At 58.8% G+C, this 26,466-nt stretch carries 26 protein-coding genes; 16 read left to right on the top strand and 10 right to left on the bottom strand.

What is annotated here, in order from left to right; translation table 11 throughout:
• The first annotated feature begins 34 nt into the window (after positions 1-34).
• The 7 genes from NTD87_RS06995 to trpE all read left to right on the top strand — a co-directional run bounded on the left by NTD87_RS06995 (position 35) and on the right by trpE (position 7,828).
• A complete protein-coding gene (locus NTD87_RS06995) occupies positions 35-1,075 on the top strand; it encodes an ABC transporter substrate-binding protein (RefSeq protein ID WP_262112838.1) in 1,041 nt (346 codons plus the stop codon).
• A 194-nt stretch (positions 1,076-1,269) separates the two neighbouring features.
• Positions 1,270-2,517 carry an ABC transporter permease gene (locus NTD87_RS06990; protein ID WP_262112836.1) on the top strand — a complete coding sequence of 416 codons (1,248 nt, stop codon included), beginning with the start codon at positions 1,270-1,272 and terminating at the stop codon, positions 2,515-2,517.
• Between the two features lie 13 nt (positions 2,518-2,530).
• Entirely contained in the window at positions 2,531-3,355 is an 825-nt protein-coding gene (locus NTD87_RS06985; protein ID WP_123424107.1) for an ABC transporter permease, read from the top strand.
• A 203-nt stretch (positions 3,356-3,558) separates the two neighbouring features.
• On the top strand, positions 3,559-4,707 hold the full coding sequence (locus NTD87_RS06980) for an iron-containing alcohol dehydrogenase (protein WP_262112833.1): 1,149 nt from the start codon (positions 3,559-3,561) through the stop codon (positions 4,705-4,707).
• A gap of 79 nt (positions 4,708-4,786) precedes the next feature.
• Positions 4,787-5,461 carry a ribulose-phosphate 3-epimerase gene (gene rpe, locus NTD87_RS06975; RefSeq protein ID WP_071553123.1) on the top strand — a complete coding sequence of 225 codons (675 nt, stop codon included), beginning with the start codon at positions 4,787-4,789 and terminating at the stop codon, positions 5,459-5,461.
• Positions 5,458-6,276: a phosphoglycolate phosphatase gene (locus NTD87_RS06970; protein ID WP_262112830.1), complete on the top strand. Its 819-nt coding sequence runs from the start codon at positions 5,458-5,460 to the stop codon at positions 6,274-6,276. The genes rpe and NTD87_RS06970 overlap by 4 nt, the downstream gene beginning before the upstream one ends.
• A gap of 70 nt (positions 6,277-6,346) precedes the next feature.
• Positions 6,347-7,828: an anthranilate synthase component I gene (trpE, locus tag NTD87_RS06965; RefSeq protein WP_262112829.1), complete on the top strand. Its 1,482-nt coding sequence runs from the start codon at positions 6,347-6,349 to the stop codon at positions 7,826-7,828.
• A 171-nt stretch (positions 7,829-7,999) separates the two neighbouring features.
• Here trpE and estP read toward each other — a convergent pair whose 3' ends face one another.
• Complete coding sequence (gene estP, locus NTD87_RS06960; RefSeq protein ID WP_262112828.1) at positions 8,000-9,910, bottom strand: esterase EstP; 1,911 nt, start codon at positions 9,908-9,910, stop codon at positions 8,000-8,002.
• Positions 9,911-10,310: 400 nt separating this feature from the next.
• Here estP and NTD87_RS06955 point away from each other — a divergent pair, with 400 nt between their 5' ends.
• The 4 genes from NTD87_RS06955 (at position 10,311) to NTD87_RS06940 (ending at position 13,639) form a co-directional block, all read left to right on the top strand.
• A complete protein-coding gene (locus NTD87_RS06955; protein ID WP_018928869.1) occupies positions 10,311-10,904 on the top strand; it encodes an aminodeoxychorismate/anthranilate synthase component II in 594 nt (197 codons plus the stop codon).
• Positions 10,905-10,913: 9 nt separating this feature from the next.
• Positions 10,914-11,963, top strand: a complete 1,050-nt coding sequence (gene trpD / locus NTD87_RS06950) for an anthranilate phosphoribosyltransferase (protein WP_123424112.1) — start codon at positions 10,914-10,916, stop codon at positions 11,961-11,963.
• The gene (gene trpC / locus NTD87_RS06945; RefSeq protein ID WP_262112825.1) at positions 11,960-12,796 is read left to right on the top strand and encodes an indole-3-glycerol phosphate synthase TrpC; all 837 of its coding nucleotides are present in this window, start codon (positions 11,960-11,962) and stop codon (positions 12,794-12,796) included. The genes trpD and trpC overlap by 4 nt, the downstream gene beginning before the upstream one ends.
• A gap of 144 nt (positions 12,797-12,940) precedes the next feature.
• Entirely contained in the window at positions 12,941-13,639 is a 699-nt protein-coding gene (locus NTD87_RS06940) for a biotin/lipoate A/B protein ligase family protein (protein WP_262112824.1), read from the top strand.
• A 2-nt stretch (positions 13,640-13,641) separates the two neighbouring features.
• Here the strand turns inward: NTD87_RS06940 and crp are convergent, their stop codons facing one another.
• Positions 13,642-14,286: a cAMP-activated global transcriptional regulator CRP gene (gene crp, locus NTD87_RS06935; protein WP_262112823.1), complete on the bottom strand. Its 645-nt coding sequence runs from the start codon at positions 14,284-14,286 to the stop codon at positions 13,642-13,644.
• Positions 14,287-14,536: 250 nt separating this feature from the next.
• Between crp and NTD87_RS06930 the strand changes: the two genes are divergently transcribed.
• Together NTD87_RS06930 and speD are read left to right on the top strand one after the other, a co-directional pair.
• Entirely contained in the window at positions 14,537-14,959 is a 423-nt protein-coding gene (locus tag NTD87_RS06930; RefSeq protein WP_056857866.1) for an OsmC family protein, read from the top strand.
• 238 nt (positions 14,960-15,197) lie between these two features.
• Positions 15,198-15,992 carry an adenosylmethionine decarboxylase gene (gene speD / locus NTD87_RS06925; RefSeq protein ID WP_262112822.1) on the top strand — a complete coding sequence of 265 codons (795 nt, stop codon included), beginning with the start codon at positions 15,198-15,200 and terminating at the stop codon, positions 15,990-15,992.
• 77 nt (positions 15,993-16,069) lie between these two features.
• Here the strand turns inward: speD and coq7 are convergent, their stop codons facing one another.
• The 6 genes from coq7 to hemJ form a co-directional block, all read right to left on the bottom strand.
• Entirely contained in the window at positions 16,070-16,717 is a 648-nt protein-coding gene (coq7, locus tag NTD87_RS06920) for a 2-polyprenyl-3-methyl-6-methoxy-1,4-benzoquinone monooxygenase (RefSeq protein WP_262112821.1), read from the bottom strand.
• Between the two features lie 224 nt (positions 16,718-16,941).
• Complete coding sequence (locus tag NTD87_RS06915; protein WP_007906873.1) at positions 16,942-17,280, bottom strand: histidine triad nucleotide-binding protein; 339 nt, start codon at positions 17,278-17,280, stop codon at positions 16,942-16,944.
• Between the two features lie 85 nt (positions 17,281-17,365).
• Complete coding sequence (locus tag NTD87_RS06910; protein ID WP_262112819.1) at positions 17,366-18,154, bottom strand: SDR family NAD(P)-dependent oxidoreductase; 789 nt, start codon at positions 18,152-18,154, stop codon at positions 17,366-17,368.
• Between the two features lie 62 nt (positions 18,155-18,216).
• Positions 18,217-19,137 carry a DUF805 domain-containing protein gene (locus NTD87_RS06905; protein ID WP_262112817.1) on the bottom strand — a complete coding sequence of 307 codons (921 nt, stop codon included), beginning with the start codon at positions 19,135-19,137 and terminating at the stop codon, positions 18,217-18,219.
• An 81-nt stretch (positions 19,138-19,218) separates the two neighbouring features.
• Complete coding sequence (locus NTD87_RS06900) at positions 19,219-20,187, bottom strand: NAD(P)H-dependent flavin oxidoreductase (protein WP_262112816.1); 969 nt, start codon at positions 20,185-20,187, stop codon at positions 19,219-19,221.
• A 34-nt stretch (positions 20,188-20,221) separates the two neighbouring features.
• Positions 20,222-20,653, bottom strand: coding sequence for a protoporphyrinogen oxidase HemJ (gene hemJ, locus NTD87_RS06895; protein WP_262112814.1), 432 nt, complete (start codon positions 20,651-20,653; stop codon positions 20,222-20,224).
• 135 nt (positions 20,654-20,788) lie between these two features.
• Here hemJ and argC point away from each other — a divergent pair, with 135 nt between their 5' ends.
• Both argC and erpA read left to right on the top strand, forming a co-directional pair.
• Complete coding sequence (argC, locus tag NTD87_RS06890; protein ID WP_262112812.1) at positions 20,789-21,823, top strand: N-acetyl-gamma-glutamyl-phosphate reductase; 1,035 nt, start codon at positions 20,789-20,791, stop codon at positions 21,821-21,823.
• Positions 21,824-21,990: 167 nt separating this feature from the next.
• Positions 21,991-22,341, top strand: coding sequence for an iron-sulfur cluster insertion protein ErpA (gene erpA, locus NTD87_RS06885; protein WP_007906865.1), 351 nt, complete (start codon positions 21,991-21,993; stop codon positions 22,339-22,341).
• 73 nt (positions 22,342-22,414) lie between these two features.
• Here the strand turns inward: erpA and NTD87_RS06880 are convergent, their stop codons facing one another.
• Both NTD87_RS06880 and NTD87_RS06875 read right to left on the bottom strand, forming a co-directional pair.
• Positions 22,415-23,506, bottom strand: coding sequence for an anhydro-N-acetylmuramic acid kinase (locus tag NTD87_RS06880; RefSeq protein WP_262112810.1), 1,092 nt, complete (start codon positions 23,504-23,506; stop codon positions 22,415-22,417).
• Positions 23,507-23,509: 3 nt separating this feature from the next.
• Positions 23,510-24,928: a peptidoglycan DD-metalloendopeptidase family protein gene (locus tag NTD87_RS06875; RefSeq protein WP_262112808.1), complete on the bottom strand. Its 1,419-nt coding sequence runs from the start codon at positions 24,926-24,928 to the stop codon at positions 23,510-23,512.
• Positions 24,929-25,137: 209 nt separating this feature from the next.
• On the opposite strand from NTD87_RS06875, the gene tyrS reads away from it, so the two are divergent.
• Positions 25,138-26,337 carry a tyrosine--tRNA ligase gene (tyrS, locus tag NTD87_RS06870; protein ID WP_262112807.1) on the top strand — a complete coding sequence of 400 codons (1,200 nt, stop codon included), beginning with the start codon at positions 25,138-25,140 and terminating at the stop codon, positions 26,335-26,337.
• Positions 26,338-26,466: the final 129 nt, after the last annotated feature.

Here is a 26,466-nt window from a genome sequence, read left to right as displayed (position 1 = left end):
CCAACACCAACCCTGCACGTGGAGAGAACAATAAATGTTGAGATCCCTGAAATTCACAGCGCTGACTCTGGGCCTGATGGGTGCTGCCCATGCAATGGCCGGCCCTGACCTGACCGTGGTGTCGTTTGGCGGCGCGAACAAGGCGGCGCAGGTCAAGGCTTTCTACGCACCGTGGGAAGCTGCGGGCAACGGCAAGATCGTCGCCGGTGAATACAACGGTGAAATGGCCAAGGTCAAAGCCATGGTCGACACCAAGAGCGTGTCCTGGGATCTGGTAGAAGTTGAGTCGCCAGAACTGTCCCGTGGTTGCGATGAAGACATGTTCGAGCCGCTCGACCCGGCACTGTTCGGCAAGTCCGAAGACTATGTGAAGGGTGCCATTCAGCCATGCGGCGTGGGCTTCTTCGTGTGGTCGACCGTGTTGGCCTACAACGCCGACAAGCTGGCAAGCGCGCCGACCAGTTGGGTGGATTTCTGGGATACCAAGAAATTCCCGGGCAAACGTGGCCTGCGTAAAGGCGCCAAGTACACCCTGGAGTTCGCGTTGATGGCCGACGGGGTCGCGCCGAAAGACGTCTACAAAGTGCTGGCCAGCAAGGATGGTCAGGACCGCGCGTTCAAGAAGCTCGATGAGCTCAAGCCAAGCATTCAGTGGTGGGAAGCAGGCGCTCAGCCACCGCAGTATCTGGCTTCCGGCGACGTCGTCATGAGCTCGGCCTACAACGGCCGGATCGCTGCCGTGCAGAAAGAAAGCAACCTGAAAGTGGTGTGGAACGGCGGCATCTACGACTTCGACGCCTGGGCGATTCCAAAAGGCCTGGATAAGGCCCGCGCCGCAGCCGCGAAGAAATTCATCGCGTACTCGGTCATGCCGCAACAGCAGAAAACCTACTCGGAAAACATCGCCTACGGCCCGGCCAATACCCAAGCCGTACCGCTGTTGTCCAAAGATATTCTGAAAGACATGCCAACCACCCCGGAAAACATCGCCAACCAGGTGCAGATCGACGTCAGCTTCTGGGCTGACAACGGTGAGCAACTGGAGCAGCGTTTCAACTCGTGGGCTGCGAAGTAACCACAACCCTTTGTTGATGGGCTCGCCCACCAAATGTGGGAGCGAGCCTGCTCGCGATAGCGGTGGGGCAGTCAACTTGATGTTGAATGTAATACCGCCATCGCGAGCAGGCTCGCTCCCACAGTGGATGTGTGTATTAAACGATCGAGGTGGTACTCCACCTCTGTAACGATCAAAGATTTTCGGAGTTCGCCATGGCCATCGCCGTTCCCCTGAACGAGGGCACCAATCGCACCTTGAAGCAGCGCCTTGCGCGTGCCGAGCGGGTCAACCGCTGGAAGGCCCAAGCCCTGATCGCGCCGTTGGTGCTGTTTCTGTTGTTGGTGTTTCTGGTGCCGATCGTGGCGCTGCTCTACAAAAGTGTCGGTAACCCGGAAGTGGTCGGCGGTATGCCGCGCACCGTGGCAGCCATTGCCACCTGGGATGGCCGAGGCTTGCCGGCGGACCCGGTCTTCAAGGCGGCCAGCGAGGACCTCGCCGATGCCCGCAAGAATCAAACCTTGGGCGATCTGTCCAAGCGACTGAACATGGAGTTGGCCGGCTATCGCAGCCTGCTGACCAAAACCGCGCGAGCGCTGCCGTTCACGACTGAACCGGCCTCTTATAAGGACGCGCTTGAAGCGCTGGATGAGCGCTGGGGCGACCCGGCCTATTGGCAAGCGGTGCGTCGCAACACCAGCAGCCTGACGCCTTATTACCTGTTGGCGGCGGTCGACCACCGGATCGACGACCTCGGCGAAATCGCCCCGGCGACCCCTGACCAGGCGATTTACCTCGACATCTTTGCCCGGACCTTCTGGATGGGCCTGATCATCACCGTGATCTGCCTGGTGCTGGCCTATCCGTTGGCGTACCTGCTGGCGAACCTGCCGTCGCGCCAAAGCAACCTGTTGATGATTCTGGTGCTATTGCCGTTCTGGACCTCGATTCTGGTGCGGGTGGCGGCGTGGATTGTCTTGCTGCAATCGGGCGGGCTGATCAACAGCGCGCTGCTGGCCATGGGCATCATCGATAAGCCACTGGAACTGGTGTTCAACCGCACCGGGGTTTACATCTCGATGGTGCACATCCTGCTGCCGTTCATGATTCTGCCGATCTACAGCGTGATGAAAGGCATCTCGCCGACCTACATGCGTGCGGCGATTTCCCTGGGTTGCCATCCGTTTAGCAGTTTCTGGCGGGTGTACTTCCCGCAGACCTATGCCGGTGTCGGCGCCGGTTGCCTGTTGGTGTTCATCCTGGCGATTGGTTACTACATCACCCCGGCGCTGCTCGGCAGCCCGAACGATCAGATGGTCAGCTACTTCGTCGCCTTCTACACCAACACCAGCATCAACTGGGGCATGGCGACCGCGCTCGGTGGGCTGCTGCTGATGGCGACCATCGTGCTCTATCTGATTTACAGCTGGCTGGTAGGCGCAAGCCGCCTGCGCTTGAGCTAAGGGGAGAATCGAAATGCTCAGTCCTTATATGTCGCCCGTTGAGCGGGTGTGGTTCTACAGCTTGCGCATTCTCTGCGGGCTGATCCTGTTGTTCCTGATTTTGCCGGTGCTGGTGATCATCCCGCTGTCGTTCAACTCCGGGAGTTTTCTGGTCTACCCGCTGCAAGGGTTTTCGTTGCACTGGTATCAGGACTTCTTCGCTTCGGCCGAATGGATGCGTTCGCTGAAGAACAGCATGATTGTCGCCCCGGCGGCGACAGTGCTGGCGATGGTGTTCGGTACATTGGCGGCGATTGGCCTGACCCGTGGCGACTTCCCCGGCAAGGCGCTGGTGATGGCGTTGGTGATTTCGCCGATGGTGGTGCCGGTGGTGATCATCGGGGTAGCGAGTTACCTGGCCTTCGCTCCGCTGGGGTTCGGCAACAGCTTTGTCTCGCTGATTGTCGTGCATGCGGTGCTGGGCGTGCCGTTCGTGATCATTACTGTGTCGGCGACGTTGCAAGGTTTTAACCAGAACCTGGTGCGTGCCGCCGCCAGCCTGGGGGCTTCACCACTGACTGCATTCCGCCGCGTGACCTTGCCGTTGATCGCGCCAGGGGTCATTTCAGGGGCGCTGTTTGCCTTCGCGACGTCGTTCGATGAGGTGGTGGTCACGCTGTTCCTTGCCGGCCCCCAACAGGCGACCTTGCCTCGGCAGATGTTCAGCGGTATCCGCGAAAACCTCAGCCCGACCATTGCCGCCGCTGCGACGCTGCTGATTGCCTTCTCGGTGTTCCTGCTGCTGACCCTGGAATGGTTGCGTGGCCGTAGCGAGAAACTGCGTACCGCGCAGGTTTAACGCTACGCCTCGATCAACTGTGGGAGCGAGCCTGCTCGCGATAGCGGACTGTCAGTCGACATCAATAGTGAATGTCAGACCGTCATCGCGAGCAGGCTCGCTCCCACATTGGATCTTTTGTCATTCGCCAGCTGAATAACAGACAAACCCCAATCCCCAGCTACTATTGTGCTCAGCTCCCCTATTCATAAGAGGCTGCGCACATGAGTATTTCCTCTTTCAAAATCGCTCACAAATTGCTCACCGGCGCTGGCGCCATTGAGCAACTGGCCGCCGAGTTGACCCGTCTGGATGTTGATTACCCACTGATTGTCACCGATGCCGCGCTGGTCAAGTCCGGAACAGTGGAGCTGGCGCTGGCGCAACTGGGTGGGCGCACGTACGAGATTTTCGATCGGGTGTTGCCCGATCCGGAAATCGCCATCGTTGAAGACTGCATGCGTGTTTACCGCGACGGTGGGCATGACGGTCTGATCGGCCTTGGCGGCGGCAGCGCCATCGACATCGCTAAAAGTGTTGCAGCCTATGCCGGTTACCACGGCGCGCTTGAGGATTTGTTTGGTGTCGATCAGGTACCGCGCAAAGGTCCGCCGCTGATTGCGATCCCGACCACTGCCGGCACCGGTTCGGAAGTCACCAACGTGGCGATTCTTTCCGACAAGGTCGCGCAGCTGAAAAAAGGCATTGTCAGTGATTACCTGTTGCCGGACGTGGCGCTGGTCAGCCCGCACATGACCCTGACCTGCCCGCGCAGCGTGACGGCCGCCAGTGGCGTCGATGCGCTGGTGCACGCGGTTGAATCCTACCTGTCGCTGAACGCTTCGCCGATCACCGACGCGCTGGCCATTGGCGCCATCAAGCTGATCGCCACCGCATTGCCCAAGGCCTACGCCAATCCTTCGAACCTGCAGGCCCGTGAAGACATGGCCACCGCCAGCCTGATGGCCGGCATGGCGTTCGGCAACGCCGGGGTCGGCGCGGTGCATGCCTTGGCCTATCCGTTGGGCGGGCGTTTCAACATTGCTCACGGCGTGAGTAATGCCTTGCTGCTGCCTTATGTCATGAGCTGGAACAAGATGGCGTGCATCGAGCGCATGCAGGATATCGCCGAGGCCTTTGGGGTGAAGACGGCGCGGTTGAGCGCTGACGAGGCGGCGGACAAAGCGGTCGAGGCCATGGCGCGACTCTGTGCCGCAGTGGAAATTCCCCAGGGCCTGCGCAGCGTTGGCGTGCCGGAAGACGCGATCCCGGCGATGGCCGTGGAAGCCGCGGGAATCGAGCGGTTGATGCGCAACAACCCGCGCAAATTGAGCGCCATCGATATCGAGAAGATTTATCGTGCGGCCTACTGATCATCGCGGTTACGGTGCGCGCGTCAAAGCATGAGGTATACAATGCGCGCCATCGTGATTCTGCTCAAAAAGGTGCGTCATGCAGCCCTTCGCTATTGCTCCGTCGATTCTCTCCGCTGATTTTGCTCGCCTGGGCGAGGAAGTGGACAACGTTCTGGCCGCTGGCGCCGACATCGTTCACTTCGATGTCATGGACAACCACTACGTGCCAAACCTGACCATCGGGCCGATGGTCTGCTCGGCATTGCGCAAGTACGGCATCACCGCGCCTATCGACGCGCACCTGATGGTCAGCCCGGTAGACCGCATCATTGGTGACTTCATCGATGCCGGTGCGACCTACATCACCTTCCACCCGGAAGCCACGCTGCACGTCGACCGTTCCCTGCAAATGATCCGCGAAGGCGGTTGCAAGGCCGGCCTGGTGTTCAACCCGGCGACCCCGCTGGACGTACTCAAGTACGTGATGGACAAGGTCGACATGATCTTGCTGATGAGCGTCAACCCGGGCTTCGGCGGGCAGAAATTCATTCCCGGCACCCTCGACAAGCTGCGTGAAGTGCGCGCGATGATCGATGCCTCGGGCCGCGACATTCGTCTGGAAATCGACGGTGGCGTGAACGTGAACAACATCCGCGAAATCGCCGCGGCTGGCGCTGACACCTTCGTTGCCGGCTCGGCCATCTTCAACGCCCCGAATTACCAGGAAGTGATTGAAAAGATGCGTTCAGAACTGGCACTGGCTCGCCCATGAGTGGTTTTGAGCAGCTGTTCCCGGGGCGTCTGCCGCGGCTGGTGATGTTCGATCTGGATGGCACGTTGATCGATTCGGTCCCGGACCTGGCAGTAGCTGTGGATAACATGCTGCTCAAACTCGGGCGTGCCCCGGCAGGTCTTGACGCGGTGCGCGAGTGGGTGGGCAACGGTGCGCCGGTGCTGGTCCGTCGCGCACTGGCGGGCAATATCGATCACGCGAGTGTCGATGATGGCGAGGCCGAGCACGCTCTGGGGATTTTCATGGAGGCCTACGCAGGCGGCCATGGATTGACGGTGGTCTACCCCGGCGTACGCGAGACCCTGAAGTGGCTGCACAAGCAGCGTGTCGAAATGGCACTGATCACCAACAAGCCGGAGCGTTTTGTCGCGCCGTTGCTGGATGAAATGAAGATCGGCCGCTACTTCCGCTGGATCATCGGTGGCGACACCCTGCCGCAGAAGAAACCGGACCCGGCGGCGCTGTTTTTCGTGATGAAAATGGCCAACATACCGGCCTCGCAATCGCTGTTCATCGGTGACTCGCGCAGCGACGTGCTGGCGGCCAGGGCGGCGGGTGTGAAGTGCGTAGCCCTGAGCTATGGCTATAACCATGGCCGGCCGATTGCCGAAGAGTCGCCGGCGCTGGTGATCGACGATCTGCGCAAACTAATTCCCGGTTGCCTGGATCCGGCTGCTGAGATAACGTTGGCCGACGCTGTCCCATCCCCTCCTGGAAATTCCATCGTGGTGGTCACTCGCAAACTCTGGATGAAAGTCATCAAGGCCCTGGCCCGCTGGCGTTGGCGCGCCTGACTCGATCCTGGCCGGTTATCCGGCGCGTTTGCACACCTGACCGTTAGACCCTCACGCCACGAGGCACCTCATGATCCGCGAAGAATTCCTGCGTTTGGCCGCTGCCGGCTACAACCGCATCCCGCTTGCCTGCGAAACCCTTGCCGACTTCGACACACCGCTGTCGATCTACCTGAAACTGGCCGACGAGCCCAACTCCTATCTGCTGGAGTCGGTGCAGGGCGGTGAGAAATGGGGCCGTTATTCGATCATCGGGCTGCCGTGCCGCACCGTGTTGCGGGTACATGATCACCACGTCAGCGTGACCGTCGATGGTGCCGAGGTAGAAAGCCACGATGTCGAAGACCCGCTGGCCTTCGTTGAAGCGTTCAAGGCGCGCTACAACGTGCCGATCATCGCCGGTCTGCCGCGTTTCAACGGTGGCCTGGTCGGTTATTTCGGTTATGACTGCGTGCGCTATGTGGAGAAGCGTCTGGGCAAGTGCCCGAACCCGGACCCGCTGGGCGTGCCGGACATTCTGCTGATGGTTTCCGATGCGGTGGTGGTGTTCGACAACCTGGCCGGCAAGATGCACGCCATCGTGCTGGCCGACCCGTCGCAGGACAACGCCTTTGAGCAAGGTCAGGCGCGTCTCGAAGAGCTGCTCGAAAAACTCCGTCAGCCGATCACCCCGCGTCGCGGTCTGGACTTCAGCAAGCAACAAGCGGCTGATCCGGTGTTCCGTTCCAGTTTCACCCAGGACGATTACGAGCGGGCGGTGGACACCATCAAGGAGTACATCCTCGCCGGTGACTGCATGCAGGTGGTGCCGTCGCAACGTATGTCCATCGACTTCAAGGCTGCGCCGATCGATCTGTACCGCGCGTTGCGCTGTTTCAACCCGACGCCGTATATGTACTTCTTCAACTTCGGCGACTTCCACGTTGTTGGCAGTTCGCCAGAAGTGCTGGTGCGGGTCGAAGACAACCTGATCACCGTGCGCCCCATCGCCGGCACCCGCCCGCGCGGTGCCACCGAGGAAGCTGACCGGGCGCTTGAAGAAGACCTGTTGTCGGATGCCAAGGAAATCGCCGAGCACCTGATGCTGATCGATCTTGGCCGTAACGACACCGGTAGGGTCTCGGAAATCGGTTCGGTGAAACTCACCGAGAAAATGGTCATCGAGCGCTATTCCAACGTGATGCACATCGTCTCCAACGTCACTGGCCAGTTGAAAGCCGGCCTGACGGCGATGGACGCGCTGCGGGCGATTCTGCCGGCCGGTACGTTGTCGGGCGCACCGAAGATTCGCGCAATGGAGATCATCGACGAACTGGAGCCGGTCAAACGTGGCGTCTACGGCGGGGCGGTGGGTTATTTTGCCTGGAACGGCAACATGGACACTGCCATTGCGATCCGCACGGCAGTGATCAAGAACGGCGAACTGCATGTGCAGGCCGGCGGCGGCATTGTTGCTGACTCGGTGCCTGCGCTGGAATGGGAAGAAACCCTGAACAAGCGCCGCGCCATGTTCCGCGCCGTGGCCCTGGCTGAGCAAACCCCGGACGCCTGAGGTCACGCAAAACCTGTGGGAGCGAGCCTGCTCGCGAAGGGGGCATCACAGCCAGCATTGATGTTGCCTGACCCACCGCTTTCGCGAGCAGGCTCGCTCCCACAAGGAGTTCACCACCATAAAAAAAACGCTGCCCCCGTGAGAAAGGCAGCGTTTTTTATTGCCTGCGATTTAGAAGTCCAGGCTGACACCCACGTTGATGCCCTGTTGGGTGAAGTCGTCATCCTTGCGAATGTTGTAGCTGGCCCGTAGCGCCAGGTCTGCGGTCAGCTTCTGGCTGACACCCAGGTTCAGGCGGTTCAGGTTGGTTTGCGGGGTGTAGCCTTGCAGGGTGAAGCTGTTGCTGGGCAGGCTGTTGAGGTTGATGGTCAGGTCCTGAGTATCGTCCTTGTATTCGCGTTCATGAGCGAACTCGCCGAATATCTGTGTCTGTGGGGTGATTTGGTACTTGCCCTGTAAGCCGACGCCAAGGCGTTTCGACGTGCGCTTCTGGTCAGCGAACGTCAGTGCCGTGGAGTCGTTGCCGTTCTCCGAGTAACCATCGACTTGCACCTTGGCGTAGTCGGCGCTGATGAAGGGCGACAAGTGCCAAGGGCTGCTCGCCTGTTGGGCGATGTCATAGCCCAAGCGGCCGGTGACGGCCAACACAGTGCCGTTGGTGTCGCCGCTCTCACTGCGTTCGTTGACGCCCAGGTCGAATTTACGCTTGAGGTTGTCGTAGTCCAGGTGCCCGGCGGTCATTGCGGCGTCAGCCCACCAGCGATTTTGCTGGTACTGGGCGAACGCCGTGCCCATGTACGTGTTGAGTTTGTACTGCGAGTTGTCGTTGCCCGCTTCCAGCTTCTGGCGATAGAAACCGGCGGCAACGCCGACGCGCCAGGCCTCGTTGAGGCGGTAGCTGCCACCGATGTTCAGGTTGTAGCCGTTGCCATCGGCACTGGCTGCACTGCTCTGATCGTCAAAGTTCAGGTGCTGACCGCCACCGGCGACAATCGCCCGCCACTGACCGACGTTTTGCCAGTTTTCCCAATCGGATTGCCATTGGTTGCGCAGTTCATCCTGGTGCGCGCGCAGAGTGGCGTGGGCCATTTCTGGTAACAGCGTCAACTCCCAAGGCGCCGCCAGTATGGAATACGCGTAATCGGCGATCAGGCGTTGCCCGGTTTCGGTCGGGTGTACGTCGTCGTTGTAGATCAGCTTGGTCGGGTCTGGCGTCGCGCTGTTGATCCCGTACTTGGCGTTTTCGGTACAGCTGTCACCGCTGAAGCAGGTTGCGGTGAGGTTCTGGTCGGCGGCCAGGCCAAATTGCGCCGGATTGGCAAAGACCTCTTTGAGCAGCACCGGAATATTGAGCGGGATGACCTCGGCGTCGACATGCTGCAACTGGCTGACCAGTTCGGTATTGAACTGGGCACTGAGTTGGGAGGTAAAAGCCTGGAACGGGCTGCCATTGATCGCCGGGGTGAGGCCGATATCCGGGAGCAGCCAGACCATGATGTACTTGGCGCCGGCCTGTTGCAGCACTTGCACGCTGCTGACCAGGCGATCGGCTGCGGCGCTGGCCTGGTCGAGGCTGGTTACCCGGCCCTGAAGGAAGTCGTTGCCGCCGCCGGAGAGGTAGTAGAGCGCGTTCGGGTCGGCGCGAAAGTTGTTGCTCGGCAGATAACCGGGCCGACTGCGTTCACCGGTGTCCGATACAGTGGTGATCGAGTCGAGGATCTGATCGGTACGGTAGCCGCCCGTGGCCCAGTTGTTGCCATCTGGCAGGCCTTGGCTGGCGCGAACCGCCGACGTCGAAGCGGCCGTTTGATCGGGTGAAAACCCCAGTTTCCCCCCCAGCAACTGCGTCGAGTTGGCGGCTTTTACCTCGCCGCTGCCATCCTTGTAGGTCGGGCCGACACGGTTGGTGAAGCGCAATGTTGAGCCAGCAGGGCCACCCGGGTCAGTGAACTGTCCGGCGTCGTTCAGGCTGTCGCCAAAGACAATGAATTTCGAATAGGGGGCGGGTGCCGCAATGGCCTGGGCGCAGGCCAGTGCAAGAACACAACCGGCGAGCGGTACAAACATCGTCTGTTTGATCATGAGCAAGTCCGTTTATTTATTGTTGTAGTAAACGAAACGACAGTACCAAAAACTTTTACGGTTTAGCTATGGCCAAAGGCCGCATCGATTGCGTGTGCTGCGCCATATTGCACCCTCTGCTCAGCTAAGTTACTGTGCGGGAACGTATGAATGAGACCTTCCCCGTGTTGATCGTCAGCAAACTCTTGGATCAAGTCGTCAAGGCCCACGCCCGTTGGCGTTGGCGCGCCTGAACTTTCTCTGCCGGCCCGGCCGGACCTGTACCTGTTTGCCTTCTTTACCCGTATGACATGCCGCTGTAGCTGGCTCGATTCAGCTGCTGACAGAGCACCGCAACGCTGCGGGTAAATCATTCGAAGGCCGTCCTAAAAGTCAGTGAATTCAAAAGGTTATAAACGCCATGTTGCTGATGATCGATAACTACGACTCTTTTACCTACAACGTTGTGCAGTACCTCGGCGAGCTGGGCTCCGAGGTCAAGGTGGTGCGCAACGATGAGCTCACCATCGCCGAAATCGAAGCCCTCAAGCCTGAGCGCATCGTCGTTTCCCCTGGCCCGTGCACCCCGACCGAAGCCGGCATCTCCATCGAAGCCATCAAATATTTCGCCGGCAAATTGCCGATTCTCGGCGTCTGCCTCGGCCATCAGTCCATCGGCCAGGCGTTTGGCGGCGATGTAGTGCGTGCCCGCCAAGTCATGCACGGTAAGACTAGCCCGGTATTCCACGAGGACAAGGGCGTGTTTGAAGGTCTTAACCGTCCGCTGACGGTCACCCGCTATCATTCGTTGATCGTTAAGCGCGAAACCTTGCCTGATTGCCTGGAATTGACCGCCTGGACTCAGCTCGAAGACGGTTCGGTCGATGAAATCATGGGCCTGCGTCACAAGACATTGAACATTGAAGGGGTGCAGTTTCACCCTGAGTCGATCCTGACCGAGCAGGGCCACGAGCTGTTCGCCAACTTCCTCAAACAAACCGGCGGCACGCGCTAAGGACTTTCCATGGATATCAAGACTGCCCTGAGCCGTATCGTCGGCCACCTGGACCTGAGCACTGATGAAATGCGCGATGTGATGCGCGAAATCATGACCGGGCAATGCACTGACGCGCAGATTGGCGCGTTCATGATGGCCATGCGCATGAAGAGTGAGAGCATCGACGAGATCGTCGGTGCGGTCTCGGTCATGCGTGAGCTGGCGGACAAGGTCGAGTTGAAAACCCTCGACGGCGTTGTTGATGTGGTCGGCACCGGCGGTGACGGTGCAAACATCTTCAACGTTTCGACGGCTTCTTCGTTTGTGGTGGCGGCGGCCGGTTGCACGGTGGCCAAGCACGGTAACCGTGCGGTCTCGGGCAAGAGCGGCAGCGCCGACTTGCTGGAGGCGGCCGGGATCTACCTGAACCTGACGCCGGTTCAAGTGGCGCGCTGCATCGACAACGTCGGCATCGGCTTCATGTTCGCCCAGGCCCATCATGGTGCGATGAAATACGCCGCCGGCCCGCGCCGTGATCTCGGCCTGCGTACGCTGTTCAACATGCTCGGCCCGCTTACGAATCCGGCCGGCGTGAAGCATCAGGTGGTGGGCGTGTTCAGTCAGGCATTGTGCCGCCCGTTGGCCGAAGTCTTGCAGCGTATGGGCAGCAAGCACGTGCTGGTGGTGCATTCGAAGGATGGCCTGGACGAGTTCAGTCTGGCGGCGCCAACCTTTGTGGCGGAATTGAAAGATGACCAGATCAGCGAATATTGGGTCGAGCCTGAAGACCTCGGCATGAAGAGCCAGAGCCTGCACGGTCTGGCGGTGGAAAGCCCGGCGGCCTCGCTCGAACTGATTCGCGATGCCTTGGGGCGACGCAAAACCGAGAACGGTCAGAAAGCCGCAGAAATGATTGTGCTCAATGCCGGTGCCGCGCTGTACGCTGCTGATCATGCGAGCAGCCTGAGAGAGGGCGTTGCCCTGGCCCATGACGCGCTGCACACCGGCCTTGCGCGTGAAAAACTTGAAGAGTTGGGTGCATTTACCGCGGTATTCAGAGTGGAGAATGAGGCATGAGTGTACCGACGGTTCTGGAAAAAATTATCGCCCGCAAAGTCGAGGAAGTGGCCGAGCGCAGCGCTCGCGTGACGCTTGCCGAGCTGGAAGCGCTGGCCAAGGTGGCCGATGCACCGCGTGGATTTGCCAGGGCGCTGCTCGCCCAGGCCAAGCTGAAACAGCCGGCGGTGATTGCTGAAATCAAGAAGGCTTCGCCGAGCAAAGGCGTGATTCGCGAGAACTTCGTGCCGGCCGACATCGCCAAGAGCTACGAGAAGGGCGGGGCGACGTGCCTCTCGGTGCTGACCGACATCGATTTCTTCCAGGGCGCCGACATCTACCTGCAACAGGGGCGTGCCGCGTGCAAGCTGCCGGTGATTCGCAAGGACTTCATGATCGATCCTTATCAGATCGTCGAAGCCCGTGCGCTGGGTGCCGATTGCGTGCTGTTGATCGTTGCCGCGCTGGATGATGTGAAAATGGCCGAGCTGGCAGCTGTCGCCAAAAGTGTTGGCCTCGACGTGCTGGTGGAAGTCCACGACGGTGACGAGCTGGAGCGGGCCTTGAAAACCCTCGACACTCCGTTGGTTGGCGTGAATAACCGCAACCTGCACACCTTCGAAGTCAGCCTGGAAACCACTCTCGATCTGCTGCCGCGCATCCCACGCGATCGCCTGGTTATCACTGAAAGTGGCATCCTTAATCGCGCCGACGTCGAGCTGATGGAAATCAGCGAGGTGTATTCGTTCCTGGTCGGCGAGGCGTTCATGCGCGCCGAGAGCCCGGGTGCTGAACTGCAACGCTTGTTCTTTCCAGAACGTGGCGTAGCGGTCAGCGGTTCGACCCTCGACTGAATATTCGCAGACCGCGTCGCCCCCTTCGCGAGCAGGCTCGCTCCCACAGAAGATTTGTGACCGCCACAGATCCAATGTGGGAGCGAGCCTGCTCGCGAAGGGGCATAAGAAGCAGCATAGGCTGAACGTCTTACGGATTACCTTATGACTCCAACCTCACTGACCGTCGAAGCCGGTCTACATGCCGAACAGGATTTGTTGGCGACGGTGTGTGCCGGCGACCAGGAGTTTGGTTTGTTGTTCTGGCAGCCGAGCGATCGGGCGCTGGTCATGCCCCGGCGTTTGAGCCGTTTGCCAGGGTTCGAGGCGGCTTGCGAGGTGTCGGCGGCGAACGGTTGGCCGGTGTTGCTGCGTGAAACCGGTGGTGAGCCGGTGCCGCAGTCTGCAGCGACGATCAATATCGCGTTGGTGTATGCACCGCCGCGCAGTGAAGGTGATCACGGTCGTATCGAAACCGCCTATCGGCGTCTGTGCGATCCGATTTGCGCGCTACTGACAGAGCTTGGCGGCAATCCTTCGTTGGGTGAAGTCGAAGGCGCTTTCTGTGATGGGCGTTTCAACGTCAATCTCGACGGCCGAAAAATGGTCGGCACCGCTCAGCGCTGGCGCCAGAGCAAGGGTGGCCAGCGTCCGGTGGGATTGGTGCACGGTGCGCTGTTGCTGGACGACGAGCGAGAATCGATGGTTGCTGCGGTGAACCGGTTTAACGAGGCGTGTGGTCTGGAGCAGCGGGTTCGTGCGCAAAGCCACATCGCTCTGCATGAACAATTTGCCGCCCCGGACGCCATCGAGCGGCTGGACACGTTGTATCGGCAAATGCTGGCCGAGGTGATGTCGGCTTAGCGTTAGCGGGTGCCGAACACCACCATGGTTTTGCCTTTGACGTCGACCAGGTTGCGTTCTTCCAGATCTTTGAGCACGCGCCCGACCATTTCCCGCGAGCAACCGACGATCCGGCCGATTTCCTGGCGAGTGACTTTGATCTGCATGCCGTCCGGGTGCGTCATGGCGTCGGGCTGTTTGCACAGCTCCAGCAAGCAGCGCGCAACCCGGCCGGTGACGTCGAAGAACGCCAGGTCGCCGACCTTGCGTGTGGTATTGCGCAGGCGCTGGGCAATCTGGCCGCTGAGCACGTAAAGAATGTCTGGATCCTGCTGGGACAGCTCGCGGAATTTGCAGTAGCTGATTTCGGCTACTTCGCACTCGACCTTGGCGCGAACCCAGGCACTGCGCTCCTGTTCCATCCCGGCTTGTTCGAACAGGCCCAACTCGCCGAAGAAGTCCCCGGCATTGAGGTAGGCGATGATCATTTCGCGGCCATCGTCGTCCTCGATGAGGATGGTGACCGAACCTTTGATGATGAAAAACAGCGTGTCCGAACGATCGCCTGCGCAAATGATGTTGCTCTTGGCCTGATAACGACGGCGCTGGCAATGCATCAACAACTTGTCGAGGTTCTTGATTCTGGGTGTTGGGGTAACAGCAACCATGGTTGTATCCCGAAAAGACTGCACGGTGTGATGTAGTTTTTTTGTAGGAACTGGCGAAGCCTGCGATCTTTGTCTTCGCTACAAAGCTGGCCAAGCGCCATTGAATTGGCGCCAGCTTAACAGACACATTCCCTCGTTATTCGAGAATTTATCGATACTGTCAGTGCGTGACGGGTGCTGTTGCCAGGCGCTGTCATTGCAAGGCCCTGTGCTAAGCTGGCGACCCTTTTTTAACAGTGGAGTCTTGGCGATGAAGGCACGCATCCAATGGGCTGGCGAAGCCATGTTCCTCGGTGAATCCGGCAGCGGTCACGTGGTGGTCATGGACGGTCCGCCTGATGCCGGCGGTCGGAACCTGGGTGTACGCCCGATGGAAATGCTCCTGCTCGGTGTGGGCGGTTGCAGCAATTTCGACGTGGTCAGCATCCTGAAGAAGTCCCGCCAGGCCGTGGAAAGCTGCGAAGCCTTCCTTGAAGCTGAGCGCGCGACTGAAGATCCCAAGGTCTTCACCAGGATTCACATGCATTTCGTGGTCAAGGGCCGGGCGCTGAAAGAAGCCCAGGTTAAACGGGCCATCGAGCTGTCGGCCGAGAAGTATTGCTCGGCGTCGATCATGCTTGGGGCGGCCGGTGTAGCCATCACCCATGACTATGAAATCATTGAACTCGGTTGAATCGACATTCAACTATCATAAATGCGGTGCAGACTCTGGCGATCACTGGCCCAGGTCTGCATAATGCGCCACTTTTTTCAGGGCAGTGATCGGTCAGCCGACAGGTCACCCACCCGAACAGACAACCAAAATCGCCATCGCGAAGAGGTGTTAACCGTCCTACGCAAGTGCGTTGTTCGCATTTGACGGGCATGCTTGATCACGCGGCCGGGCCGCATACATAGAGAGTTCTTAAACGGTGAAAAGCAAACTCAAGCTCCATGGGTTCAATAACCTGACAAAGACCTTGAGCTTCAACATCTATGACATCTGCTACGCGGAAACCCCGCAAGACCAGCAGGCTTACGTTGAGTACATCAATAAAGAGTACAACGCCAAGCGCCTGACGCAGATCCTCACAGAAGTTGTCGATATCATTGGTGCCAATATCCTGAACATTGCCAGTCAGGACTATGAACCCCAGGGCGCCAGCGTGACCATTCTGATCTCCGAGGAACCGGTGACCCCCACCGATAGCCAGATCGAAGAGTCTCCGGGTCCGATACCCGAAATCATCCTGGCCCACCTCGACAAGAGCCACATCACGGTGCACACCTACCCGGAAATTCATCCGGTGGACGGTATTGCAACCTTCCGTGTGGACATTGACGTGTCGACGTGCGGAGTCATTTCACCGCTTAAGGCGCTCAACTTTCTGATTCACCAGTTCGATTCGGATATCGTGACCGTGGATTATCGCGTGCGCGGCTTCACCCGTGACGTTGCAGGCAAAAAGCACTTCATCGACCACGAAATCAACTCGATCCAGAATTACCTGTCTGAAGACACCCGCGACGGTTACCAGTTGACCGACGTGAACGTGTACCAGGAAAACCTGTTCCACACCAAAATGCTGCTGAAGAACTTCGAACTGGACAACTACCTGTTCGGTGACGCCACCAGCAACCTGTCGAGGGAACAACGCGCTCACGTTACTGAGCGCGTGAAGCACGAAATGCTTGAGATCTTCTACGCGCGCAACATGTCGAACTGATCTTTGAAGTAAAGAACGCAGGCAAAAAGAAAGGGCGCTGAGATAGCGCCCTTTTTTGTGCTCGCGAGTTTTGTGGATCAAATGCGGTAAGTACTCTTGGTCATGACCTTGGCCATCAGGCTCATGCCGAACTTCACCGGCGCCGGGAAGCGAAAACCTCCAGCATCCAGTGCACTTTCAGCGTGCTGTTCTTCGTCGATGCGCATCTGCTCAAGAATGGCCCGGGACTTCTCGTCCTCTGCCGGCAGTTGCTCAAGGTGTTCGTTCAAGTGTTTGCAGACTTGATCTTCAGTTGCCGCGACGAAACCCAGGCTGACTTTGTCGCTGATCAGCCCGGCGACGGCGCCGATGCCGAACGACATGCCGTAGAACAGCGGATTGAGGATGCTGGTGTGGCTGCCCAGTTGGCGGATGCGCTGTTCGCACCAGACCAGGTGATCGATCTCTTCTTCGGCCGCATGTTCCATGGCTTCCCGCACTTGCGGCAGCTTGGCGGTCAGGGCCTGGCCCTGGTACAGCGCCTGGGCGCAGACTTCACCGGTATGGTTGATACGCATCAGGCCGGCGACGTGCCGGGTGTCTTCGTCGCTCATTTTCGCTTCTGGCTGCACGATGGCCGGCGACGGGCGATAAGGCTGGCCACTGAAGGGCAGCAAAGTGCGCATCGCGGTATCGGCCTGCAACAGAAGGCGGTCAATCGGCGAGTAGTGACGTTGGGTAGTCATGCTGACCTCCGGGAAGAATCTCGGCGGCCAGTTTACCGCAATCGGTCGGGGAAGGTTTGCGCTGGGTCATTTCGGCGTAGTGGGTTTGCTCTGCGCAGTCATGTTCTTTGTGGGAGCGAGCCTGCTCGCGATAGCGGCGGGGCAGTCAACATTGATGCTGGATGTACTACCGTCATCGTCGGAACGCCGCCCGGAGCCGGCTCGCTCCCACCGGGTTATCGCAATCAGCCCGGCGGCCAGTGCATCTGACGCTGACCCAGCACGTGCATATGAATGTGGTAAACGGTCTGGCCACCTAATTCATTGCAGTTCATGACCACGCGAAAGCCTTCTTCGCAGCCTAGCTCCAGTGCCAGGCGTTGGGCGGTGAACAGGATGTGCCCGGCCAGTGCCTTGTCGTCCTCGGTGAGGTCGTTAAGGGTGCGCACCGGTTTTTTCGGGACTACCAGAAAATGCACCGGTGCCTGCGGGGCGATGTCGTGGAAGGCCAGGACCTGGTCATCCTCGTAAATGATCTTGGCGGGTATTTCTCTGTTGATGATTTTGGTGAACAGAGTATCCACAGCTGTTTCTCCATTGTGTTGGTCCGGGCTGAGTGTACTGAAGGGGATAGGCCCAAGCCCAGACTTTTACGTGGTTGACGACCGCTCAGCGCGGGCAGTATGCCTTGTTGACCATGCCCACGATGGTTCGGGTCAGCCAGCGCGAACCGAAGCGCGGCAACAGCGCGAACCAGCGATTGCGACGCCCGGGAATAATGATTGCGCGGTTCTTCTCCAGCGCACGCACGGTGTACAGGGCCACTTCCTCGGGACTCATCAGCAGTTTGCTGTTGGCCAGTTTGTCGGCGTCCAGTTGTGCTGTACGGAAAAATGCCGTGCGCGTCGGGCCGGGGCAAAGGACCGAGACCTTGACTGCGCATTTTTTCAGCTCTACCCGCAAGCCTTCGGAGAAGTGCAGCACGTACGCTTTGCTGGCGTAGTAGGTGCTCATCCACGGACCTGGATTGAAGGCAGCCATCGACGCGACGTTCAGTATCTGCCCGCCGCCCTGCAGGGCCATACTGTTGCCAATGGCGTGACACAGGCGAGTCAGGGCCAGGATGTTCACTTCGATCAAGTCTTGTTCGGTCATCCAGTCCTGAGCCAGAAACGGGCCGCAGGTGCCGATGCCGGCACAATTGACCAGCAGGTCGATCTGGCGGTCACCCTCTTCGAGTTCCAGGAGAAAACCGGACAGGCGCAGCGGCTCGCCCAAATCGCAGGCACGAAACAGCACCTCGACGCCAAAGCGTTGGGTCAGTTCGATGGCGATGCTTTCCAACTGATCACGTTGGCGGGCTACCAGAATCAGGCTGCGGCCGCGTCGCGCCAGTGCTTCGGCCATGGCCAGGCCGATGCCGCTGGAAGCGCCAGTGATCAGAGCGTAACGGGTCATGCAGTTCTCCATCGCAACGGCTCGCGGCCTGTGGACACAGATGTCACAGGTACCAAGCGCGTTTATTCTTTCTCATAGTCTACAGGGGGCTGAGCGGCTTTCGCCGCATCGTCTGCTTCAACGGCGTCAGCCGACTGACTGCTGTCATAACTGCTGGCCGAAGCGCTTTCGTATTCTTCGGTCAGGGTGCTGAGGCCACCGGCAAGCGCACCGACAAAGACCACCGCGATCACCACTAGCCACAGCCCGCAAAGGACTTTAACGGCTGTGCTGTTAGGTGGCTGCGGCGCACCATAGCGATTTGCTCCGACGTTTCCTGGCAGCACCGCCAGCGCAATCGGAAACAGGCTGCCGACAAAGGGCACCAGGTTCAGAAACCACAGCCAGCCAGACCAGCCAAGATCGTGCAGGCGTTGCACGCTAATAGTGATGTTTACGTAGAGGTACGCTGCGAACGCAACGACACAAACAATCGCGCTCAGCACCATTTGATTGCCGGCCAACAGGCTGAATCCAAAAATGCCAGCGATCGCACCAATGACCAGCAGTGCCGCCAATGACCACGCGAGGTAACGCAGGCGGCCGATTCGACCCTGCACACCGAACACCTTGAGTTCGGAAAACTCTGGCAAGGCCTCGCCAACGGGCGCGCGAGGAGGGCTGTAGGGTGATTCGTTGTCGCTGAGTGTGGGGGGCGTGTAAGGGGGAGGTGGGGATTCGTGAACGTCGGTCAGATTCAACTCGATCGTCGGCTCGGCTTCGATGCGTGCATCGATGCCGGTTTTCGACAGGGCATTCAAATAAGTTTGAGCGTCTGTGTGGGACAGGTCACGCTTGAGTGCGACAGGCTTTCCGCTGAACAGGCGTTCGATGGCCGAGACGTCGCTTTTGAACAGCTGGGCGAGATTGAGTTTCGCGGTGGCGATGTCTACACCCGGAAGCAGGGCTCCGTCGAAGACGATCTTGAAACGGTTTTCGCTCATGCCGGGGCATCCTTGTCGCGAGTCTATGTTCGGTACCCGCCAGTTTAAGCCAGCCAGAATCGGCTGGCCAAACCTTGTGCGTTATCGCGGCCAGCGTTTGGGCAGTTGGGCGGCGAGTTCCTGCGCCTTGCGGTATTCGGCGTCCAGCCGTGCGACCAGTTGATCGACACTCGGCAGGTCGTCGATTTCACCCACACCCTGGCCCGCGGACCAGACGGTTTTCCAGGCTTTGGCTTCATCGCTCAGGGGTTTGAGTTTGGAGCCGAAGTTGACTTCCCCCTTGCCCTGCAGCGCGTCCACGTCAAATCCGGCATTCAGCAGGCTTTGGCGCATGAAGCTCGCCGGAACGCCGGACACCGCTGGCGTGTGGACGATGTCGGCAGCTCGGGAGGTCAGCAGCATCTCCTTATACGCTTCAGGGGCATGACTTTCGGTGGTGCCGATAAAGCGTGTGCCGAAGTAGGCCAGATCCGCACCGAGCAGTTGCGCCGCGAGAATCTCATGGCCGTGGTTCAGGCAGCCGGCCAGCAGTAGGGTTTTGTCGAAGAACTGACGAATTTCGGCAATCAGCGAAAACGGGCTCCAGGTCCCGGCGTGGCCACCGGCGCCTGCGGCTACCGCGATCAAGCCATCGACGCCGGCCTCGGCGGCTTTTTCCGCATGACGACGGGTCGTCACGTCATGGAATACCAGACCGCCGTAGCTGTGCACCGCGTCGACCAGCTCCTTCACGGCGCCAAGGCTGGTGATCACGATCGGCACTTTATGCTCGATGCAGATCTCCAGATCCGCTTGCAGGCGCGGATTGCTGTTGTGAACGATCAGGTTCACCGCATACGGCGCCGGGTTCTCCAGTAGCGCCAGACCCGCTTCGATCTCCTCAAGCCAGGCTTTGAAGCCGCTGCTTTCACGCTGGTTCAGCGCCGGGAAGCTGCCGACCACGCCATTGCGGCAGCAGGCAAGCACCAACTCTGGATTGGAAATCAGGAACATCGGCGCTGCCACGACAGGCAGACGCAAACGTTGTTCGAGCAAAGCGGGCAGCGACATTGGTAGTACCCCGATAAGTTGCAGCCAATTAGGATTAGAACGGCCGTACGACGACCAAAATTACAATAGCCAGCAATATCAGAACTGGCACTTCATTGAACCAGCGATAAAAGACATGGCTGCGGGTGTTTTCGCCACGGGCAAAACGTTTTACCTGCGCACCGCACATATGGTGGTAACCGATCAGGATCACCACCAGGGTCAACTTGGCATGCATCCAGACACCCTGGCCGAAGTAGGCGCTGGGGTTGAGGCTGATCAGCCAGATGCCGAAGGCCAGTGTGGCGATCATCGCCGGGCCCATGATCCCGCGGTACAGTTTGCGCTCCATGATGCTGAAGCGTTCCTTGCTGATGTTGTCTTCACTTTGCGCGTGGTAGACGAACAGGCGCGGCAGGTAAAACAGGCCGGCAAACCAGCAGACCATGCTGATGATGTGAAGCGCTTTGAGCCACAGATAAAGCATTTTTGGTTATTCCCAGGTTCACAGTAGCCCGAATAGTAGAGGCTTGAGCCTCCGTACGTCACCTTGACGGTTGTCGCAGGGCGATGCGCGTCCTATTATCGACGGCTTTCCAGTGGGTTCGTTGAGGGCAGGTTTATGGTCAAGGTCGGTATCGTCGGCGGCACGGGTTACACCGGTGTCGAATTGCTGCGTCTGTTGGCACAGCATCCGCAAGCTGAAGTGGTAGTGATCACTTCCCGATCCGAGGCAGGCCTGGCTGTTGCCGACATGTATCCGAACCTGCGAGGTCACTACGACGGCCTGGCATTCAGCGTTCCGGACATCAAAACCCTTGGTGCCTGCGACGTGGTGTTCTTCGCCACTCCGCACGGTGTCGCCCATGCGCTGGCCGGTGAATTGCTGGCGGCCGGGACCAAGGTCATCGACCTGTCGGCAGACTTCCGTCTGCAGGACGCTGACGAATGGGCCAAGTGGTACAACCAGCCGCACGGTGCGCCAGAACTCCTGGAGGAGGCTGTGTACGGCTTGCCTGAAGTCAATCGTGAGCAGATCAAGCAAGCCCGCCTGATTGCGGTTCCGGGTTGCTACCCAACCGCCACGCAATTGGGCTTCCTGCCGTTGCTCGAAGCAGGTATTGCCGATACTTCGCGCCTGATCGCTGACTGCAAGTCGGGTGTCAGCGGTGCTGGTCGTGGTGCAAGCGTCGGTTCGCTGTATTCCGAAACCTCCGAGAGCATGAAGGCTTACGCCGTTAAAGGGCATCGCCACTTGCCTGAGATTCGCCAAGGGCTGCGTCGAGCAGCGGGCAAGGACGTCGGTCTGACCTTCGTTCCGCACCTGACACCGATGATTCGTGGTATTCACTCCACGCTCTATGCAACCGTGGTCGACCGCTCGTTAGACTTGCAGGCACTGTTTGAAAAGCGCTACGCCAACGAACCGTTCGTCGATGTCATGCCTGCCGGCAGTCATCCGGAAACCCGCAGCGTGCGCGGCGCCAACGTTTGCCGCATCGCGGTTCATCGTCCGCAGGACGGCGATCTGGTGGTGGTGCTGTCGGTGATCGACAACCTGGTCAAGGGGGCGTCGGGTCAGGCGGTGCAGAACCTGAACATTTTGTTTGGTCTGGACGAGCGCCTGGGCCTGTCCCACGCCGGGATGTTGCCGTAAACGTTATCCCGCTCAGCAAAAAGGCCCGTTAATCGGGCCTTTTTGCTTTCTGTGGGAGTGATTCTGCTGATTGCTATACCGTAACAATAGTTGACCGATTTTCTGGGAGAAGCGGATAATGCGCGTCATCACGCATTATGGCGGCGTAACGCCGGGAGATAGTCAGCATGAGCGTCGAATCCTTCACCCCCACGGCTTTGCAATTCACCCACGGTGCCGCGCACAAGGTGAAGAGCCTGGTCGATGAAGAGGGTAATGATCGCTTGAAGCTGCGCGTATTCGTTACGGGCGGCGGTTGTTCAGGGTTTCAGTACGGCTTTACGTTCGATGAGGAAGTGGCCGATGACGACACCATCGTCGAGCGCGAAGGCGTCAGCCTGGTCGTCGATCCGATGAGCTTCCAGTACCTGGCAGGTGCCGAGGTGGATTATCAGGAAGGTCTGGAAGGTTCGCGTTTCGTGATCAAGAATCCGAATGCCACCACGACCTGTGGTTGCGGTTCTTCATTCTCGATCTGATCGAATAACGCCGTATCAGCTGTACTCAACGCCGCATGGCTTCACGGTCCTGCGGCGTTTTGCTGTCTGGCGTTCAGGCGGGATAGATGGCCCCGAGGACACGCAAACCTCGAGCGCCAGTGACGCTTGGGCGATTGGCCGGAATGCCTTCGAGGCAGCAATGGGCCAGCCAGGCGAAGGCCATGGCTTCGACCCAGTCCGGATCTACGCCGTAAGCCGCAGTGCTGCTGACCTTGGCGTTTGGCAGCAGGCTGGCCAGGCGGGTCATCAGCGTTGCGTTATGGGCGCCACCGCCACAGACCAGCAACTCTTGCGTATCGGTTTGTGCGGCTTGCAGCGACTCGACGATGGTCAACGCCGTCAGCTCAAGCAACGTGGCTTGCACATCTTGCGCAGTAAATGCGGGCAGGCGCGCCAGGTGGTGTGTCAGCCAGTGCAGGTTGAACACTTCGCGGCCGGTGCTTTTGGGGCCTTTGGTCAGGAAGAAGGGGTCGCTGAGCAGGGCTTTCAGCAAAACGGGCTCTACGGTGCCGCTTGCAGCCCACTGGCCGTCACGGTCGAAGGTTTCACCGCGTTGCTGGTGAATCCAGGCGTCCAGCAGGACATTGCCTGGGCCACAGTCAAAGCCTGAGACGGGCTTGCTGGTCTCGATCAGGCTGAGATTGCTGAAACCGCCGACGTTCAAGACCGCGCGGTTGCCGCTGCGTTGTTCAAACAAGGCTTCATGAAAGGCTGGGACCAGCGGCGCGCCTTGCCCGCCGGAAGCTACGTCGCGGCTACGGAAGTCACTGACGACGGTGATTCCGGTCAGCTCGGTCAGCAGGGCAGGGTTGCCAATTTGCACGGTAAAGCCGCGTGCAGGCTCGTGCCGAATGGTTTGGCCGTGGCTGCCAATCGCTCGTACGTCATCAGGTTTCAGATGTTGGTCTGCGAGAAGGGTGTTGATGCCCTGGGCGGCCAGTTTCACCCAGTGTTGCTGGGCGATGGCGCTGCGGGCTATCTCGTCAGGCCCACTGGCGCACAAGCCAAGCAGCTCGGCGCGCAGGGATTCGGGCATGGGGATGTAATGCGTGGCGATCAGCTTGATCGCCGGTGTTTGCTCGATCAGCGCAATGTCCAGGCCATCAAGGCTGGTACCGGACATCACACCTATATAGCGCGCCATGGCTTAGCGTTTGCTCGAAGCCAGCAGGGTGGCTTTCTCTTGCTCCATGCGCGCCATCAGAGGCTGGCTCTGTTGCAGGAAGCGTGCGCGCTCAGCCTTGGCGATTGGATCAGCCATCGGCAGCTTCTGGCCCAGCGGGTCGACGTGAACGCCGTTGACCTGGAACTCGTAATGCAAGTGCGGACCCGTGGAGAGGCCGGTGGTGCCGATATAACCAATCACCTGGCCCTGCTTGACGTTGCCGCCAGTCTTGATGCCTTTGGCGAAGCCCTGCATGTGGCCGTACAGCGTGCGGTAGGTGTTGCCGTGTTGAATGATCACGGTGTTGCCATAACCGCCGCGGCGGCCGGCCAACAGTACTTTGCCGTCACCGGCAGCCTTGATCGGCGTACCACGGGGCGCTGCGTAGTCGACGCCTTTGTGCGCGCGAATTTTGTTCAGAATTGGATGCTTGCGGCCCATTGAGAAACGCGAGCTAATACGGGCGAAGTCCACTGGCGTACGAATGAACGCCTTGCGCATGCTGTTGCCGTCGGCCGTGTAGTAGCTGCTGTTACCTTGCTTGTTGGTGTAACGCACGGCGGTGTAGGTCTTGCCGCGGTTGGTGAAGCGGGCGGAAAGGATGGGGCCGTTGCCGACGGCTTTGCCGTTGACGACTTTCTGTTCGTAGATCACATCGAATTCGTCACCCTGGCGAATATCCTGGGCGAAGTCGACGTCGTAGCCAAACACGCTGGCCATGTCCATGGTGAGGCTGTGGGACAGGCCGGCACGCGCTGCGGATTGCGAAAGCGAGCTGTTGATCACGCCGTGAACATAGGCAGAGCGCACGGTTGGCTTGGCTGTAATGCGGTTAAAGGTATAGCCCTTGGCGTTTTTGCTCAGGCTGATGCTTTCAACGTCGCTGATCTTGCTGTGAAGGTTGGTCAACTGGCCGTCGTGGCCCAGTTCGAACTCGAGTTTCTGACCGTGTTTAAGCTGGGTGAACTGTTTGGCTTGCTTGTCGCTGGCCAATACGTCATGCACCGACGCGGCCGGGAGCCCGACCTTCTCGAACAGTGTGGAGAGGGTGTCGCCTTTGGCAACGATCACTTCTCGGTGACCTGGAGCTTTCTTTTCTTCAACGACCGGTGCAGGAGCTGCTTTAGCTGTTTCCTTGGTGTCGTCGGTGCTGTTCTCGATCTGGGCGAATGGAGACTCGACTGGCTCGTTTGTGGCTTGAACGGCGTTGGCAGCGTCTTGATCTTGTGTCAGTTGTTCTGCAGGGCGTTCCAGTTCAAGGCTCAGGGTTGTCTTTTTGGCTTCAACGTCGCTGGAAGGGAATACCAGGAGCGCCAGGCTCAGGAGGGCGGCGATGCCACTTGCCGCGAGCAGATGAGTCTTCGGATAAAGCGGCGGCGCTTTAGACGGTTCTGTGGTCATAGGTAATTTGACTTTGGAAAAGATGAATTGGAAAAGATGAATGACATGATGAAGATGAAATAACTGTATAAAATATAACCAAATCATCTCTTAAGCAAGTCGCGAATGTTCTGTTCGCGGATTGGTGTCCGTGCGCCGGGCAAAACTTGTATTTGGTGCACGATCTTGTATGGTTGGTTCCCTTTGAATCTGAGCCTTGCGGGTCTGTTATGAAGTCGGTTGAAGAGCAGCTAGCGCTGATCAAGCGTGGTGCGGAAGAACTGTTGGTCGAGTCCGAACTGGTCGAGAAGCTCAAGCGCGGCCAGCCGCTGCGTATTAAGGCTGGCTTCGATCCGACTGCGCCGGATTTGCACCTGGGTCACACGGTGCTTATTAACAAGTTGCGCCAGTTCCAGGATCTGGGTCACCAGGTGATCTTCCTTATAGGTGACTTCACCGGGATTATCGGTGATCCGAGCGGCAAGAGTGCTACCCGTCCTCCGTTGACGCGTGAGCAGGTTCTGGAGAATGCCGAGACCTACAAGACTCAGGTGTTCAAGATTCTTGATCCGGCGAAAACCGAGGTGGCTTTCAACTCCACCTGGATGGATCAAATGGGGCCTGCGGATTTCATTCGTCTGACCTCGCAGTACACCGTGGCGCGCATGCTTGAGCGCGACGACTTCAATAAGCGTTATTCGACCAATCAGCCAATCGCTATTCACGAGTTCCTGTATCCGCTGGTTCAGGGGTATGACTCGGTTGCATTGCGCGCGGATGTCGAGTTGGGCGGTACTGATCAGAAGTTCAACCTGTTGATGGGGCGCGAGCTGCAGCGCAGTTATGGTCAGGAGGCTCAGTGCATTCTGACTATGCCATTGCTCGAAGGGCTGGATGGCGTGAAGAAGATGTCCAAATCGTTGGGCAACTACGTCGGCATTCAGGAGGCGCCGGGTGTCATGTACGGCAAGCTGGTTTCGATTCCTGATGTGCTGATGTGGCGTTATTTCGAATTGCTCAGCTTCCGCTCCATGGATGAGATCGATGCCTTGCGTGCAGATGTCGAGGCTGGCGCCAATCCGCGGGATATCAAGATCAAGCTGGCTGAAGAGATTGTTGCGCGCTTCCATGGTGAAGAGGCGGCTGCGAACGCTCACCGTGCTGCGGGTAATCGTATGAAGGAAGGCGAGTTGCCAGATGATCTGCCAGAGATCGAGCTGACTGCGACTGAGGATATGCCGATTGCGGCTGTGCTTAATAAGGCGGGGCTGGTGAAGAACTCGGCGGTCGCGCGCGACCTGCTCGGTTCTGGTGGTGTGCGTATAGATGGTGAGGTGGTTGATCGCACCTTTATATATGCACTGGGTGCGACCCATGTTTGTCAGGCAGGAAAGAAGGCATTTGCGCGTATTACGCTTAAATCCGAGTAATGCTGAAATTAGGGGTTGACGGCAGATTCTGGAAGTCTATAATTCGCCCCACTTCCGGCGCAGTCGAAACGGAAAACTCCTTGGTAAACAAAGAGTTACGCAGTTTTCGGCAGCGGGTTGCTTCAGTTT

This window comes from Pseudomonas sp. 6D_7.1_Bac1 (assembly GCF_025465945.1).
Taxonomy (GTDB): Bacteria; Pseudomonadota; Gammaproteobacteria; order Pseudomonadales; family Pseudomonadaceae; genus Aquipseudomonas.
Note: the sequence above shows the minus strand (reverse complement) of the source record. Positions and strands in the feature narration are given on the sequence as shown.